The organism is Escherichia sp. HH26CH, from assembly GCF_009820205.1.
Classification (GTDB): Bacteria; Pseudomonadota; Gammaproteobacteria; order Enterobacterales; family Enterobacteriaceae; genus Escherichia; species Escherichia coli_F.
Genome location: NZ_VNXM01000067.1, coordinates 27,053 through 40,961 on the forward strand (window position 1 = coordinate 27,053; position 13,909 = coordinate 40,961).

Sequence of the window (13,909 nt, forward strand, 5' to 3'; positions counted from 1 at the left end):
GCCATTCATAGAAATGAACAGATCGATTGGTAGGACTCAAATGTTATAGCGTCTCTCTTCTCATAGTCTGCTTTGTACCAGACGCGGAATCCCCTAATGCTGGTGTACAGGTTCTGACTCATTTCCTCCCCCACTTTCATCCCGTTATACTGTGAAAAAAGGAGGTAGGCGTGAAACTGAAAATGCAGGATTTGAGGCTGTTTAATATCGTGTTCGAGAGCGATCCTGGCTGGATACTGGATTTCTCTAACCGCACCTTGTCTGCTTTTTTCGATGAAGAATTGAACATTGATATTGATGATGAACGTTATCAGAAAGAGGGGGCGTCAAAAGCAAAACGAGTTAGATGCTTGCTGAAACAGGTTGATCGTGAGACCGCTCTGCGGGTTCTTGGTGCGCTCTGGCAGTATAAAACGGAATCCATGCCTGAACTGGCTGAACAAAGCCGTAATGACTATCTTGCACTGATTTCCCGCTTAGAAAACGCTGGCACCGATGAAGCCAAAGGCGTTAAGCCTGTCCAGGCATGGCATGGTGTTGACTGGCATTCACTTATCGCTGAAATGAACGAGATGAAATCTCTGCCGCCACATCCACGTGGTTTTCGGTTTGAAGCCTGGCTTGCTGAACTGTTCAGTATCTTTAAGCTTGCTCCCCGTTCGTCTTTCCGAAATACAGGCGAACAGATTGACGGAAGTTTCCGACTGAATGATGAATTTTACCTGATGGAGGCAAAGTGGCATCAGAAAAGAACGTCGGCTGCCGACCTCCATGTATTTGAAGGAAAGCTCAGTACCAAGGCAACCTGGACACGCGGTGTTTTTATCAGTTGGATGGGGTTTACGCCTGAAGGCCTGACGGCTTTTGGTAAAGGGAAGCGGGTTATCTGTGTCAGTGGTTATGATCTTTACCACTCACTGAATCATAGGATCCCTTTACCCGACCTTCTGGATGCTAAAACCCGGCACGCGGCTGAAACGGGAGAGCCCTATGCTGAGTTCGACCGACTATATGCACTGAAAGACAAACAGTTCGGCACGCTGAAATAACGGGTTGGGAAGCGATGACCTGCTCCCCGTTGTTTCACACAAAATCGTGTACAGGGTCGAAGTTCTGGCTCAATGTGCTGGCTGAACTGAAAAACAGCGGTCTGAACGATATCCTTATCATTTGTGCAGATGGCCTGAAAGGCTTCCCAGATGCCATCAACACAGTATATCCGGAGACCCACATCTAGTTATGCATCGTGCATATGGTGCGCAACAGTCTGCGCTTCGTGTCATGGAAGGACTACAAAGCCGTCACTCGCGACCTGAAAGAGATTTAATCAGGCACCCACGGAAGAGGCAGGCTAGCAAGCACTAGATAAGCCGACGCTGGCAGGCTAACTGGCCGAATCTACCACGTTCTTCGCTTATCTGACGGACATCCGCAAAGTGATCTATACGACAAATGCCATCGAGTCACTAAACAGTGTGATCCGCCATGCGATCAAAAAGCGTAAAGTGTTCCCGACAGACGACTCGGTGAAAAAAGTGGTGTGGCTGGCAATCCAGTCTGCGTCCCAGAAATGGACAGTGCCATTGAAGGACTGGCGTATGGCAATGAGTCGCTTTATTACCGAGTTCGGTGACCGCCTGAGCGATCACCTTTAATGTGGCAGCAATTACACAGAATTGTTTACAGATTCGTTATAACGAACCTCTGTACATCATTATGAAACAGACTTATACTTACATAAAATATGGATAATTTTAATTTAGGTTTATTACTATTATTATACTCACTCCCTTTTTGATATAATCTCTATTGTTATTTACTTCCTGTCTTTACTCACTCTCTATCTTTACGATTATATTCACTCTATCGTTACACATTCCATTAGTATTACTCTTGTTATCGTATCCACTCCATCCCCCTCAATCATAATTACTGTAACTCATATGATGTTCGGATAAGTTATTCTCTACTACGCTATTGCTGATATCTATCTGTTCCTGTTTTCAGTGAAATAATAATTTATTTTAATTTTATCCATCATGAGCTGCATTTGCTTAACAATGATTGTTTATCTGATGTGTTTTAACTATTCTGGTAAATATCAATACTTCTGTCATCACTGATTAACCGAAAGTTTACTCTTTGATAAGGTATCCATGATTCTGTAACGATTAACAGAGCTGGATAAACAACAGAATCAACAGAGTGAATTCCTGATTATGTTTGTTTCGGGTTGTATTGTTTAAGATGCAGAGTAAAAATCATGCCAGTGGTATTTTTTACTCTGGTAATGTGTGCGGTTAACGTTCATGTCCTTAAGAACAGATTGGATGAGGGCGTATAAGTTTATTGCGTTGGCCTTGTACACGTTTTTGCAGACTCACTGAGAGCAAGTTTGTAGTTTATGATGTTATTAGTCGTAATATTTTTCCTAACCGCCTGACAGCGGGATTACAGTTCGTATTTTTCTGTATTTCACTGTGTTGTATTGAATCTGTATTTTCTTCGCGCCTCGTTTATCTCATCTCTTTAGCAAATACCATCAGATAATCCATTTCTTTCTGCATAATGCTGCGTATCGTTAATAACCCGTCGTATCCATTCTGCTACAGCATGCCTGATAAATACCTTCTGTAAGTTATTACCGTTTTAGATCTGATTATGAGCGAAAGCATTAATTCGCTCACAGAGCTTAAAACATCATTAACTTTCAGGAGTCATCAACATGCCTAAATCTTACACACCAAACTGGTTTTTTACCGCTTTACTTGACAATCACATCAATCAAATGATGGCACGCTATTCCTGCCTGCGGGCCTTACGGATGGATTTCTTCTACAGGAAAGATACGCCTGATTTCTTACAACCTGATCATCGCTGGCTTGAATTGCAGTTGCGTATGCTGCTGGAGCAGGTGGAACAATTTGAAAATATCGTTGGTTTCTTCTGGGTGATTGAATGGACGGCTGATCATGGTTTTCATGCGCATGCGGTTTTCTGGATCGATCGTCAGAGGGTTAAAAAAATATATCCCTTTGCGGAGCCGGAAGCCCGTTGCCTCGCCGGTAATCCCGGCTATCCCGGATCTGCAGGACCGTTCTGAGAATACGGCTCAGCATCTTTCCCCGCATTCGCACAACCTTCATAAATCTCACAGAGGATATTCTGACCATGTTGACCTCAATGACAGGCCACGACAGCGTGTTGCTGCGTGCCGACGATCCCCTGATCGACATGAACTACATCACCAGCTTCACCGGTATGACTGACAAATGGTTTTACAAGTTAATCAGTGAAGGTCATTTTCCTAAACCCATCAAGCTGGGCCGCAGCAGCCGCTGGTACAAAAGTGAAGTGGAGCAGTGGATGCAGCAGCGAATTGAGGAGTCACGAGGAGCAGCAGCATGAAACGTGTTGTGATGCCGGTACGCTGGCAATGTGCAAAATGCCGGCGCTGGTATTGCGGAAATCAGCCCTGTCCCTGGTGCTGGCGACATTACCGTTCATTTTCCTGCTGACCCTCTCCGGTCAGCCAGCAGGTTGTAGCTCTTTCCTGACTGATTCGTCATTCCATTCACATTGTTTATAACTGGCATTACACCGGTGTTGATGCGCACCTTCCCGTGTGTCTGCACCGGTTTAACAAAATTCAACAGGGTTTGAAAAGGAACATTTCGTGCAAATAACCGAAGCATTACTTTCAGAGCCGGGAGACATCCGGCGTTTTGTTCAGCAGGCGGTGGACCACTGGCCGCATCTGCTGGCATTTCACTTCACACTCCATTCGGCAGAAGGAAATATCAACGGGCGACAGATTCATGCATTCTGTACTTCCTTTTACCGACAGGTGCACGAACGTATTATTGAGCGTAATCACACGGCCAGTCCATTCTCGCCGGTGGTATTACGCTGGTTGCGGGAACAACATGGAGGAGCAACAATACGATGCCTGTTGCTGCTCAGCCAGACGAGCATTTGCCATCCGCGGGCCAGTGCCACGGTTGATGAAGAATGTTCGCAACGGGTGGATTTATTGCAACAGACCTGGAAGGTGATAAGCGCTGGCGGGCAATGCCAGGTTGAAAGGTGTTTTCGGGTTGCCCGGGGTGATACATCCGGTCAGTATGTAGCGTTAAAAACCGTCGCATTGTCTCTGGGGTTACCGGTTGTGACCGCCATTACCCATCGTCCGGTACAGCGCTGTACATTGATTACAGCTCAGTGAATCAGCGCAGTTGTGTAGTCAACGAGGTTTTCTGGCTTTTTGTCGGTCATTCAGCACCATTAGCCGGGTCTCTGCCTCTTTCTGTTCCTGTGGAGTCACTTCCCCGCACGGCTGCCCCTTCAGGTCGTAACGGGCGCCGCCAGCCATTAACGCACGGTAATAGCGCGGAGACTGCACATAAGACGCTACTGCCGCGCGTAATGCACCTGCGCTAAACGCCAGTTCTCTGATGGCGATAGCCTGTATCAGGTCGTCAGGTATCTCAACTTTAAGCGGTTGGGGTTTTTCCCGGTTGAATAACTCAGGCCAGTGTTCCACAAGACGATTAATACGCTTACGGTTTTTACGCTGGCGTTTTGTCATATGCCGCCACGGTGTTTTTTCAGCAGAGCAGGGCTCTGTTTATCGTTCAACTGTGGTATCCGTTCCCTGGCCTTCACGTTGTGTGCAGTGTTCATTTTATCCTGCAGCGGCGTTGCCGGTGATTTACTGAAAATGCCCTGTGGTTTACGGTTAATGGTCAGCGTTACCATCAGTATTGTTACCTCATGCTGTCAATGGAAGTAGTACCCCATCCAGAGCCTTGGCGACCCCGGGGCTGAAAACGAAACAATAACCCGCGCGCAGTGCGAGGAGCCCGGGTGTGAAGCAATCAGCAGGTAATATTAATGACAAGACCAGCAGGTTCTTTAGACAAACGAACAATATCAGCAAATACGACAGTTCCAGGAGAGGTAAAAAGTTTTTTACTTGCACAATTCTTAAAAAAATGGAGACGAACAAAAATGGGGCGACATACCTGGAAAGTATCGCTACCAGATGATGCTAAAAAGCAGAAATAGTGTTCCAGGCCTGAAAGGGATGAGAATCAGTATCTGTGTGTATTTATAACATCTTCTTGAAGAGGCTGGAGATTGTTAGTCCATTAGTATAATCGATATTCGTTTTCCTGCGAATATGCAGGCTACACCAGATATATGATTGCTACCGAATTTCATCAGTTTGATGAAATTACGCATCATACTGCGGGTTTTCTCATTAACATTAACGAAAGTGAATGGACTCAGACAAGTAGTGACCGGCGCAATTTCGCTAAGTATCAAATACAAAGAACGTTCTCTTACTTTCTGCGATGGCCTTTCCTTCGGAAAGGAAGTGACGATTAAGTGTCGAAAAATGTGATACATATATTATTTTTATGGCAAATCACCTGATAGGATTTGCCATAAATGAATGAAAAGCTGAGTGTTAATAAATGAGTAAGAAGAAAATTTCTGTTGAAAATGAAGAGTTCATTACTTACCGGGCATTACTTCTGAGTATTGACTTTGTTAAAAAACTGGTCACAGAAATGTCTGATGAAGATTTAAATAAGGTTAAGGAAAACTTTGACATAGCTATTCAGCAACGTGATGAGCGAAAGGAAAATATGAAAGCTATCAAATCACTCATGGATGAACATGGTATATCTCTGGAAGATTTTTATCGTGAATTTGGCAAAAAATCACAGGCAGGCAGAAAAAGTGTGTCAGGAGGGCATAAATACGAGTATGACGATAACGGTAAAAGAATGTACTGGAATGGGCAAGGACGTCGGCCTAAGGCCATAGCAGAGGCTATAAAAGCCGGAGGTTCTCTTGATGATTTTCTTATATCTCAGGAAGTATCATCTGGTCCTGATTATGAATAACAGCAATATATATTTGAATTTGTATTAATATCAAGGAATATATAGCAAGCACTTCTCCGGAGTTGATATATTATCGACAGGGAATGAAAATGCCTGACTTCATGCTAATATATGGCAATAAAGATAAATGAGTTATACTGTAGAGTTATGAAATAACGATAGTGATAAGAGCCAGTCAGCGAGACTGATTGTTTTATCTGTACTGGCAGCAGGCAGTTAACCATGGCTTACTGCTTCAGCTTCTGAATCTGTGTTGATGATATTTATCTGTTTATAAGGCAAGGCTTGTCTCTGTGAGTTGGTAATCTTTATCCCGGGATAGCTTTTCTCTGTATTTTTAGTATAGCCAGTAATCGATTACTCCTGTATGCGCAAAAATATAGCAACTCATCCATGGTAAACATGTCAGCTTTTACCTACATATAGATAAATTCATCTTTCACGATATACGACCCAATTTTATTAACACGAGCTGTTACCCATACACCTGTCATCCCCTGCTTATGGTGACTGCGCAGGAACTCTTTATTTGTACAAAGTTGTATCCATCTGGAAGTGTTTTGATCTTTCAACCAGAGTCCCGCTTCACAATGTCCATACTTTCCTCTTGATGGTCCCGGAAAAACAACATCATATTCAGATTCATAGCTAATAACCTTATCCGGAAAAAGATAAACACAGACATCGTAACAGTTCAGACTCAGTATAAATCCAAGACAAAATCCCCCCGTGAATGCATTTAATAAATACTTTAATGTTCTGTTAAAGGTGCGGATATAAAATGCATAAATAAAAGAAAGAGATCCGGTGATTATACCGGTGCAAAAATATGTTGCCCATTCAGGTACCGTATTTTGTAAAACAGTATAATGAGATATAGCGGATGCCCACAACATATACCAGCACAAACCACCTGTAATAAGATATGTTATTGCTGTGGAAAACCATTTCCTGTATTTATTTTCAGGGTAATTGTTCTTGCCCATCAACGCATTTCCAGAATATTTAAAATAACCTGTCACCGAAACGGAATAAAGGCGCAATAACCATAACGGGAAAATATGCGCCTCTGGTAATCGACAGTGTTACTTCAGACAGTGAGTTTCCCATTCCTTGACTGCAAATGTATCCATCATACCTGAAATATAGTCAACCACTGCTCGTTTTTTGCTGATTTCAAATATACAGGAATCTGGTTGGGGTAAGGTGAATTTAAGTTCAGGAGGCAGAAATTTATAATTCTCTCCTTCATTGTAAAAGTCATATAAATCCCTGATTATTTTATTTCCCCTGAACTCATAGGTGAGGATATTACGTTTTCGCATGATGACTTTAAAGAGAAGTTTTTTGAGCCCTTCGGATAACGCATTCAGTTTCCCGAACCCCAGTTCCTGAAAACCATTCAGGTTCGTTACTACAGAAATATCTGCAACGAGGCGATTGACAATATTTGAAGTTAACTCCTTGCGGAATATGATGGCAAATTCTTCTGAGGTTTTCAGTAAGTTAGCCTGAAAAGCGGTGTTTCTCGACTGAGTAACGATTTCCCTGAACTGTTCCCTCGCTCCCCGGAATTCGTCAGAAATCTGAAACTCATATTCAATATCTTCAATCGTGACCATGTTCCTGCTAAGGGCATCTTCCAGGTCATGCGCGGCGTAGGCAATCTCATCCGCGAGATCCATTATCTGCGCATCAATCGTTTTCTCTCCGGGATTCAGATCGAGCTGATTTTCAGCAAGCAGGTTAGTATAAAAATCAAAGTCATCATCATAAATGAACTTGCCGGCAGTAGTTGCAGTGCGAGGGGCGGGATACTTAACAACCGAAAGTAAACTACGGTGAGTCAGATTTAATCCGTTGCAGTATGAAAATTTCTTCTCCAGTTTTCTCAGGATACGTAGCGCCTGTGCATTACCTTCATAGCCGCCGATTTCTTCAGACAGTTCATTAAGCAGTTTTTCACCGGAATGACCGAAAGGAGGATTTCCGATGTCATGCGCCAGCGCTGCCAGTTCAACCACCACCGGGTTAACCAGTTTGAGGTCTGACGCGATACTTCGGGCAATCTGAGCAACCTCAAGACTGTGCGTTAATCTGTTTCTGTTGAATTTTTCAGGATCAATTTCAAAAAGTTGCATCTTTCCCTGCAGCCTGCGAAATGATGATGAATACAGAATACGCGCGTAATCCCGTTGATAATTATCCCGGCTTCTTGTTTCACCATCGGGGGACGGGTGCTCTCTGGTATCAGCAAGCGCACTGATAAGTTTTTGTTCCTGCTCTTGCGCAAATTCTTTTAATTCATTGCAGTACATATTTCTTCCTTTCTGGAGAATGTTACCAAATCAGAATACCGGATGAACAAAACTGGTGGCTACATCCTGTAGGGATTATGTATTAGTAAGCTCTGTCCATTAGTGCCATTTCAGGTTATGTTGTCAGTACGAACCTTGTCCGGATGCAAAGGGAGGATTACGGTTTTCCTGCTGGATAACAAAATGGTGTTGTTTATCCTCCGTGAATGTCAATGAATTTCCCGCCATTTTTTGCCTTATGCTCTTCCGTAAAACCACAATGCCGATCACATTTCTGACACTCTTCCTGATGTTTCGCCATAAAACAGTTTCACGACAGACTTTTTCAGGTGTAAATTTTCTCGCTGACACTTTTTGACATAAATTTACACTGGCATCACACAGGCCAGAATACGGGGAGAACATGCAGCGCCGGCAGAACAACATTCGTAAGCGTACAGCCTGAACCGTCTGGTCAGAATCTGACGCATTAGACAAAGTGGTGTCCACCAAATAAGTAGTGGGAACCAAAGTGTCAGATATGCAGAAAAATGTGACTCCCGGCAGGCGAAAAGGCTGCCCTAATTATCCTCCCGAATTTAAACAGCTGCTCGTTGCTGCCTCCTGTGAACCCGGGATATCCATCTCAAAACTTGCTCTTGAAAATGGCATTAACGCCAATCTGTTGTTCAAATGGCGACAACAATGGCGCGAGGGAAAGCTGCTATTACCTTCTTCAGAGAGCCCCCAGCTACTTCCTGTGACTCTCGATGCAGCTGCCGAACAGCCAGAATCGCTCGCAGAGGACCCGGAAACCCTCAGTATCAGCTGTGAGGTAACGTTCCGGCACGGGACGCTCCGCTTCAATGGCAATGTCAGCGAAAAGCTCCTGACTCTGCTGATACAGGAACTGAAACGATGATCCCGTTACCTTCCGGGACCAAAATTTGGCTGGTTGCCGGTATCACCGATATGAGAAATGGCTTCAACGGCCTGGCTGCGAAAGTACAGACGGCGCTGAAAGACGATCCCATATCCGGCCATGTTTTCATTTTCCGGGGCCGCAGCGGCAGTCAGGTTAAACTGCTGTGGTCCACCGGTGACGGGCTGTGCCTCCTGACCAAATGGCTGGAGCGTGGGCGCTTCGCCTGGCCGTCAGCCCGTGATGGCAAAGTGTTCCTTACGCAGGCGCAGCTGGCGATGCTGCTGGAAGGTATCGACTGGCGACAGCCTAAGCGGCTGCTGACCTCCCTGACCATGCTGTAAATCTCTTTATCCTGGTTGTCACAGAATAAGCCCGGTAAAATACGGGCTTATGAACGACATCTCTTGTAAGCGTCAACGGAGCACCGTATTGACGCTTATTTATTGGTGAGTACTACGTTCCATGGCAGGAGTTCGTCAACACGGTTGGAGGGCCATTCCGGCAGTACGCTCAGAATATGGCGCAGATACGCTTCCGGATCGATACCGTTCAGACGGCAGGTGCCGATCAGCCCGTACAGCAGTGCTCCACGCTCGCCGCCGTGATCGCTACCGAAGAACACGTAATTTTTCTTTCCGAGACAGACTGCACGAAGCGCTCTTTCCGCTGTGTTATTGTCCGCTTCTGCCAAACCATCATCACTGTAATAACAGAGGGCGTCCCACTGATTCAGTACATAGCTGAACGCTTCGCCCAGTCTGGATTTTTTCGACAGCGTGCCATTCTTCTCCACCATCCATTCATGCAGCGACGTCAGTAACGCTTTGCTTCGCTGCTGCCTGGCTGCAAGACGCTCTGACTCTGGTAATCCCCGTATTTCATCCTCGATGGCGTACAGTTCACTGATTCGCTTCAGGGCTTCTTCTGCCGTCGCACTTTTGCTGCTGATGTATACATCGTGGATTTTTCGCCGGGCATGGGCCCAGCACGCAACTTCTGTCAGTGCACCACCTTCACGTTCTGCACTGAACAACCTGTCGTAACCTGTGAACGCATCCGCCTGCAGGATACCCCGGAAGGGGCGAAGGTGTTGCTCCGGGTGTTTCCCCTGCCGGTTCGGCGAGTACGCGAACCAGACCGCTGGAGGAGATGACGAACCCACATTGCGATCATCCCGGACATACGTCCAGATACGCCCTGTTTTCGCCTTTTTCTGACCCGGTGCCAGTACCTTTACCGGTGTGTCATCAGTGTGAACCTTGCGGGTATTCATTACATAACGGTACAGGGCATCATTCACCGGTGTCATTAACTGGCAGCACGCGTCAACCCAGTTGGAGAGTAAGGCCCGGCTCAGTTCGACACCCTGGCGGGCAAAGATTTCACTCTGACGATACAGTGGCAGATGTTCGCAGTATTTTCCCGTTAACACGCGGGCAAGTAATCCGGGGCCCGCGATACCATGCTCTATCGGGCGGGACGGCGCCGGTGCTTCAACAATACAGTCACATTTTGTACAGGCTTTTTTTACCCGTTCTGTGCGGATCACTTTCAGGGCACTGCTCACCAGTTCCAGCTGTTCAGCGCTGACTTCCCCCAGATAATCCAGCTCACCGCCACACTCCGGGCAACAGCTTTCTTCTGGCTCCAGGCGGTGTATTTCACGGGGAAGGTGTGCCGGTAACGGACGACGATGGCGCGACTGTCGCAACTGGCGGGGAACCTGAGGATCGTCTTCCCGCCCACTGTAACGATCGCTGTCCTGTTCACGTTGTTTCAGCAGAGCCTCAGCCAGTTCAACTTCACGACGCAGTTTTTCAGAACGGGTACCGAACAGCATCCGGTGCAGTTTTTCTATCTGAGCCCGCAGATGTTCTATTTCCCGTTCATCTTCTTCGATCTTTTCTTCGGCACGTGCCAGTGCAGAGCGCAGGAAGGCCTCCGTCTCTTCAACCAGACTCAGTTGCTGGTCTTTCTGACGGAGCTGGCTTTCCAGTTCTGCAATGCGAATGAGGTATTTCTGACTCATGGCCGTTTTTATAATGCGGCCAGGCGTTTTTTACAACATTGTCAGTGCGTTAAGGCGGGATGTTTTTGGCTGACGCCAGTCCAGCTTATCGAGGAGCATTGCCAGTTGCGAGCGGGTAATGGATACCTTGCCGTCACGTACCGCAGGCCAGATAAACTGGCCTTCCTCCAGGCGTTTGGTGAACAGGCACAGACCATCAGCATCAGCCCAAAGAATTTTAACGGTGTCACCCCGTCGGCCACGGAAGATAAACAGGTGACCGGAGAAGGGATTATCATTCAGCACATGTTGTACCTGTTCTCCCAGTCCGTTGAAGGATTTACGCATATCGGTAACGCCGGCAACGAGCCAGATACGGGTACCTGATGGGAGTGAGATCATCTTCCCCTCCCGGTCAGTTCACGGATCAACACCGTGAGCAGCTCTGGCGATGGATTTTCCAGCGTCATGTTACCGTGACGGAATTCCACCTTGCAGGAACTGGCACTGACTCTGGTCTGAGTGGAAGTGGATAAAGACGGCGCAATGGCCGCCACAGGTTCTTTCTGCTCATCCGGCGTTATTTCTACAGGTAATAATTCAACGCCAGTGTCAGAAGAGGTCGTTACCGGAAGACGCCGCGAAACACGCCCTTCGTTCTGCCAGAGCCTGAGCCTGAGCCATTTGAAAATAACATTATCATTGACGCCATTTTCACGTGCAATCTGTGCAACACAAGCTCCAGGTTGTGATGCCAGTTCCACCATACGAAGTTTGAATTCATTCGAATAGTTTTTACGAGGTTCTTTTCGCCAGTCCTGTAATTCCATACTTAGATGTCCGTCTATATCAGATGGGCGTCTAAGTTACCAATTCTCGTCTGATGGCTACATACGGCGGTCAGTTTACGCTTACCTTTATCCCGACAGACGACGTATATTTACCAGTAAGGCCAACCCGGTTGCGCCCTTTGAACCAGAAGTCAAACGTCAGGCTGTCATGGCACTCTGTACACGACAAGTATCAGCCAGTGAAATCGCCAGGCGTATTGGTGTCAGTCGTGCGGTATTGTATAAATGGAAAGATAAAATTATCGGCAACAGTGCTTACCAGACTATGCGTAAACATAACGAACCTTCCCTGGAGGCAGAACGCGATGCGTTGCGGGAGGAAGTCGCCCGACTGAATCAGGAAATACGCCGCCGGCAGATGGAGCTGGATATTCTGAAAAAGGCGGAGGAAATCATAAAAAAAGACCCGGGCATCAGTATCAGTCACCTGAACAACAGAGAGAAAACGAAGATCGCTGATGCCCTGAGACAAACATATCCCCTGACAGAATTACTGCATGTTCTGGGCCTTGCCCGTAGCAGTTATTTTTATCACCGGGCTGCACTGAAAGCCGGTGATAAATACGCCACGATACGTACGATGCTGACAGATATATTTAACAGTAATTACCAGTGTTATGGCTATCGTCGCCTGCATGCGATGCTCAGGCATGAGGGGGGGGGCGGCTATCAGAAAAGGTTGTACGCAGACTTATGGTGGAAGAACAGCTTGTCGTCAGCCGTAACCGTCGTCGCCGCTACAGCTCATATTGCGGAGAAATCGGACCGGCTCCGGATAACCTTATCGCCAGAGATTTTAAGGCGGAGCAACCTAATCAGAAATGGCTGACAGATATCACGGAGTTCCACCTCCCTGCAGGTAAAGTCTGGCTATCATCGGTGGTGGACTGCTTCGATGGAAAAGTTGTGAGCTGGTCTCTCAGTACACGCCCCGATGCTGAACTGGTCAACACTATGCTGGATAGCGCTGTCGAAACGTTAAATGCTGGTGAACGACCGGTGATACACAGTGACAGAGGTGGGCATTATCGCTGGTCAGGCTGGCTGGAAAGAGTGAATGCAGAAGGTCTTATTCGCTCAATGTCCCGCAAAGGATGTTCACCTGATAATGCGGCATGCGAAGGCTTTTTCGGCAGACTGAAAACGGAAATGTATCATGGGCGTAAATGGTCGGGCATCACGCCAGAAAAGTTCATGCAGCAAGTGGATACTTACATCAGATGGTATAACGAGCGGCGTATAAAATTATCGCCGGGTGCAGTCAGCCCCAAAATGTACCGCCAACAATGCGGGCTGGAATGATAAAGCAGTCCAGGAAATCGTCCGCATCCCCAGAACGGTCAAACATCGTGGCGTTGACAACGGGTTCCTGAGTCCGGTGAAGCGCCGGTTACTGGAAAATGTTGTGTACGTCATAACAGAAACGGAGAGAAAAACGGCGATGCAAATCAGGCGGAGAAGGGTGTATCAGCGGTTACTGAAGGTTGACCCGCTGAAGTGCATCCTGTGCGGAGGTCAGATGCGGTTTACGGGGCTGAAGCGGGGCTACCGTCTGGCAGAGCTGGTCATGATGCATGAGCCACTGGCACGACAGCGGGTATACAGCTGAGAGCCGCAGAGGGGAAGTTGCGTCCATTTTTTGAGGAATGGAGCAAAAAATCATCACAGATATAAAAAATCAATCAATGAAAGCCATTTAATTGCCGGTGCATTGTGGATGCAGTCCTCATGGTACGTAACCAGAGTTGAATAAACATCCATTTTTTTGTGTTTTTTTAACCTCCCCGGGTTTTTAATTCCTGTCGATTAAAAGTGTTAGATTATTTGGTTAAGAGTTCTCTCGTCCTATTTATTCAGGCGTTATCACGGATATGCAGATCGCTAAGTCAGTTGTAAGAAAACCAGACAGTGCA

The 13,909-nt window shown here is 46.6% G+C and carries 16 protein-coding genes and 4 pseudogenes; 13 read left to right on the forward strand and 7 right to left on the reverse strand.

Features of this window, described 5'->3' with window-relative positions:
* Nucleotides 1-170: 170 nt before the first annotated feature.
* From FQ015_RS22550 to FQ015_RS22570, 7 genes and pseudogenes are all read left to right on the forward strand, one after another.
* Nucleotides 171-1,049 (forward strand): restriction endonuclease, encoded by an 879-nt coding sequence (locus tag FQ015_RS22550; protein ID WP_000769114.1) that lies wholly within the window; start codon nt 171-173, stop codon nt 1,047-1,049.
* 14 nt (nt 1,050-1,063) lie between these two features.
* Nucleotides 1,064-1,237 (forward strand): transposase, encoded by a 174-nt coding sequence (locus tag FQ015_RS24790; RefSeq protein ID WP_353884580.1) that lies wholly within the window; start codon nt 1,064-1,066, stop codon nt 1,235-1,237.
* Nucleotides 1,200-1,316 carry a heat-stable enterotoxin EAST1 gene (astA, locus tag FQ015_RS24795; RefSeq protein WP_225394407.1) on the forward strand — a complete coding sequence of 39 codons (117 nt, stop codon included), beginning with the start codon at nt 1,200-1,202 and terminating at the stop codon, nt 1,314-1,316. The genes FQ015_RS24790 and astA overlap by 38 nt, the downstream gene beginning before the upstream one ends.
* 117 nt (nt 1,317-1,433) lie before the next feature.
* Nucleotides 1,434-1,655, forward strand: a pseudogene (locus FQ015_RS24800) (transposase); the annotation flags it as partial.
* 1,070 nt (nt 1,656-2,725) lie between these two features.
* Nucleotides 2,726-3,058 (forward strand): annotated as a pseudogene (locus FQ015_RS22560) (hypothetical protein); the annotation flags it as partial.
* A gap of 113 nt (nt 3,059-3,171) precedes the next feature.
* Complete coding sequence (locus FQ015_RS22565; RefSeq protein WP_000958154.1) at nt 3,172-3,408, forward strand: helix-turn-helix transcriptional regulator; 237 nt, start codon at nt 3,172-3,174, stop codon at nt 3,406-3,408.
* Between the two features lie 268 nt (nt 3,409-3,676).
* Nucleotides 3,677-4,225, forward strand: coding sequence for a hypothetical protein (locus FQ015_RS22570; protein WP_025670548.1), 549 nt, complete (start codon nt 3,677-3,679; stop codon nt 4,223-4,225).
* A gap of 18 nt (nt 4,226-4,243) precedes the next feature.
* Here FQ015_RS22570 and FQ015_RS22575 read toward each other — a convergent pair whose 3' ends face one another.
* On the reverse strand, nt 4,244-4,588 hold the full coding sequence (locus tag FQ015_RS22575) for a ProQ/FINO family protein (RefSeq protein WP_025670549.1): 345 nt from the start codon (nt 4,586-4,588) through the stop codon (nt 4,244-4,246).
* The gene (locus tag FQ015_RS22580) at nt 4,585-4,758 is read right to left on the reverse strand and encodes a hypothetical protein (protein WP_000258194.1); all 174 of its coding nucleotides are present in this window, start codon (nt 4,756-4,758) and stop codon (nt 4,585-4,587) included. The genes FQ015_RS22575 and FQ015_RS22580 overlap by 4 nt, the downstream gene beginning before the upstream one ends.
* Nucleotides 4,759-4,893: 135 nt before the next feature.
* On the opposite strand from FQ015_RS22580, the gene FQ015_RS22585 reads away from it, so the two are divergent.
* Together FQ015_RS22585 and FQ015_RS22590 are read left to right on the forward strand one after the other, a co-directional pair.
* Nucleotides 4,894-5,067, forward strand: a complete 174-nt coding sequence (locus FQ015_RS22585; protein WP_153274857.1) for a hypothetical protein — start codon at nt 4,894-4,896, stop codon at nt 5,065-5,067.
* A gap of 413 nt (nt 5,068-5,480) precedes the next feature.
* Entirely contained in the window at nt 5,481-5,915 is a 435-nt protein-coding gene (locus tag FQ015_RS22590) for an H-NS histone family protein (RefSeq protein WP_000038249.1), read from the forward strand.
* 416 nt (nt 5,916-6,331) lie between these two features.
* Here FQ015_RS22590 and FQ015_RS22595 read toward each other — a convergent pair whose 3' ends face one another.
* Together FQ015_RS22595 and FQ015_RS22600 are read right to left on the reverse strand one after the other, a co-directional pair.
* Nucleotides 6,332-6,901 (reverse strand): hypothetical protein, encoded by a 570-nt coding sequence (locus tag FQ015_RS22595; protein WP_025670550.1) that lies wholly within the window; start codon nt 6,899-6,901, stop codon nt 6,332-6,334.
* A gap of 99 nt (nt 6,902-7,000) precedes the next feature.
* Complete coding sequence (locus tag FQ015_RS22600; protein ID WP_053878002.1) at nt 7,001-8,233, reverse strand: deoxyguanosinetriphosphate triphosphohydrolase family protein; 1,233 nt, start codon at nt 8,231-8,233, stop codon at nt 7,001-7,003.
* Between the two features lie 520 nt (nt 8,234-8,753).
* Between FQ015_RS22600 and tnpA (FQ015_RS22605) the strand changes: the two genes are divergently transcribed.
* The gene (tnpA, locus tag FQ015_RS22605) at nt 8,754-9,134 is read left to right on the forward strand and encodes an IS66-like element accessory protein TnpA (RefSeq protein ID WP_001171523.1); all 381 of its coding nucleotides are present in this window, start codon (nt 8,754-8,756) and stop codon (nt 9,132-9,134) included.
* Entirely contained in the window at nt 9,131-9,478 is a 348-nt protein-coding gene (tnpB, locus tag FQ015_RS22610) for an IS66 family insertion sequence element accessory protein TnpB (RefSeq protein WP_160524533.1), read from the forward strand. The genes tnpA (FQ015_RS22605) and tnpB (FQ015_RS22610) overlap by 4 nt, the downstream gene beginning before the upstream one ends.
* A 95-nt stretch (nt 9,479-9,573) precedes the next feature.
* Here the strand turns inward: tnpB (FQ015_RS22610) and tnpC are convergent, their stop codons facing one another.
* The 3 genes from tnpC to tnpA (FQ015_RS22625) are packed head-to-tail and all read right to left on the reverse strand — an operon-like array spanning nt 9,574 to nt 11,975.
* A complete protein-coding gene (gene tnpC / locus FQ015_RS22615) occupies nt 9,574-11,166 on the reverse strand; it encodes an IS66 family transposase (protein ID WP_053276423.1) in 1,593 nt (530 codons plus the stop codon).
* A 30-nt stretch (nt 11,167-11,196) separates the two neighbouring features.
* A complete protein-coding gene (gene tnpB, locus FQ015_RS22620; RefSeq protein ID WP_000624718.1) occupies nt 11,197-11,547 on the reverse strand; it encodes an IS66 family insertion sequence element accessory protein TnpB in 351 nt (116 codons plus the stop codon).
* A complete protein-coding gene (tnpA, locus tag FQ015_RS22625; RefSeq protein WP_000422716.1) occupies nt 11,544-11,975 on the reverse strand; it encodes an IS66-like element accessory protein TnpA in 432 nt (143 codons plus the stop codon). Before tnpA (FQ015_RS22625) ends, tnpB (FQ015_RS22620) begins: the two co-directional genes overlap by 4 nt.
* Nucleotides 11,976-12,060: 85 nt before the next feature.
* Between tnpA (FQ015_RS22625) and FQ015_RS22630 the strand changes: the two are divergent.
* Nucleotides 12,061-13,298: pseudogene (locus tag FQ015_RS22630) on the forward strand (IS3 family transposase); the annotation flags it as partial.
* A gap of 61 nt (nt 13,299-13,359) precedes the next feature.
* Nucleotides 13,360-13,605: pseudogene (locus FQ015_RS22635) on the forward strand (IS91 family transposase); the annotation flags it as partial.
* Nucleotides 13,606-13,909: the final 304 nt, after the last annotated feature.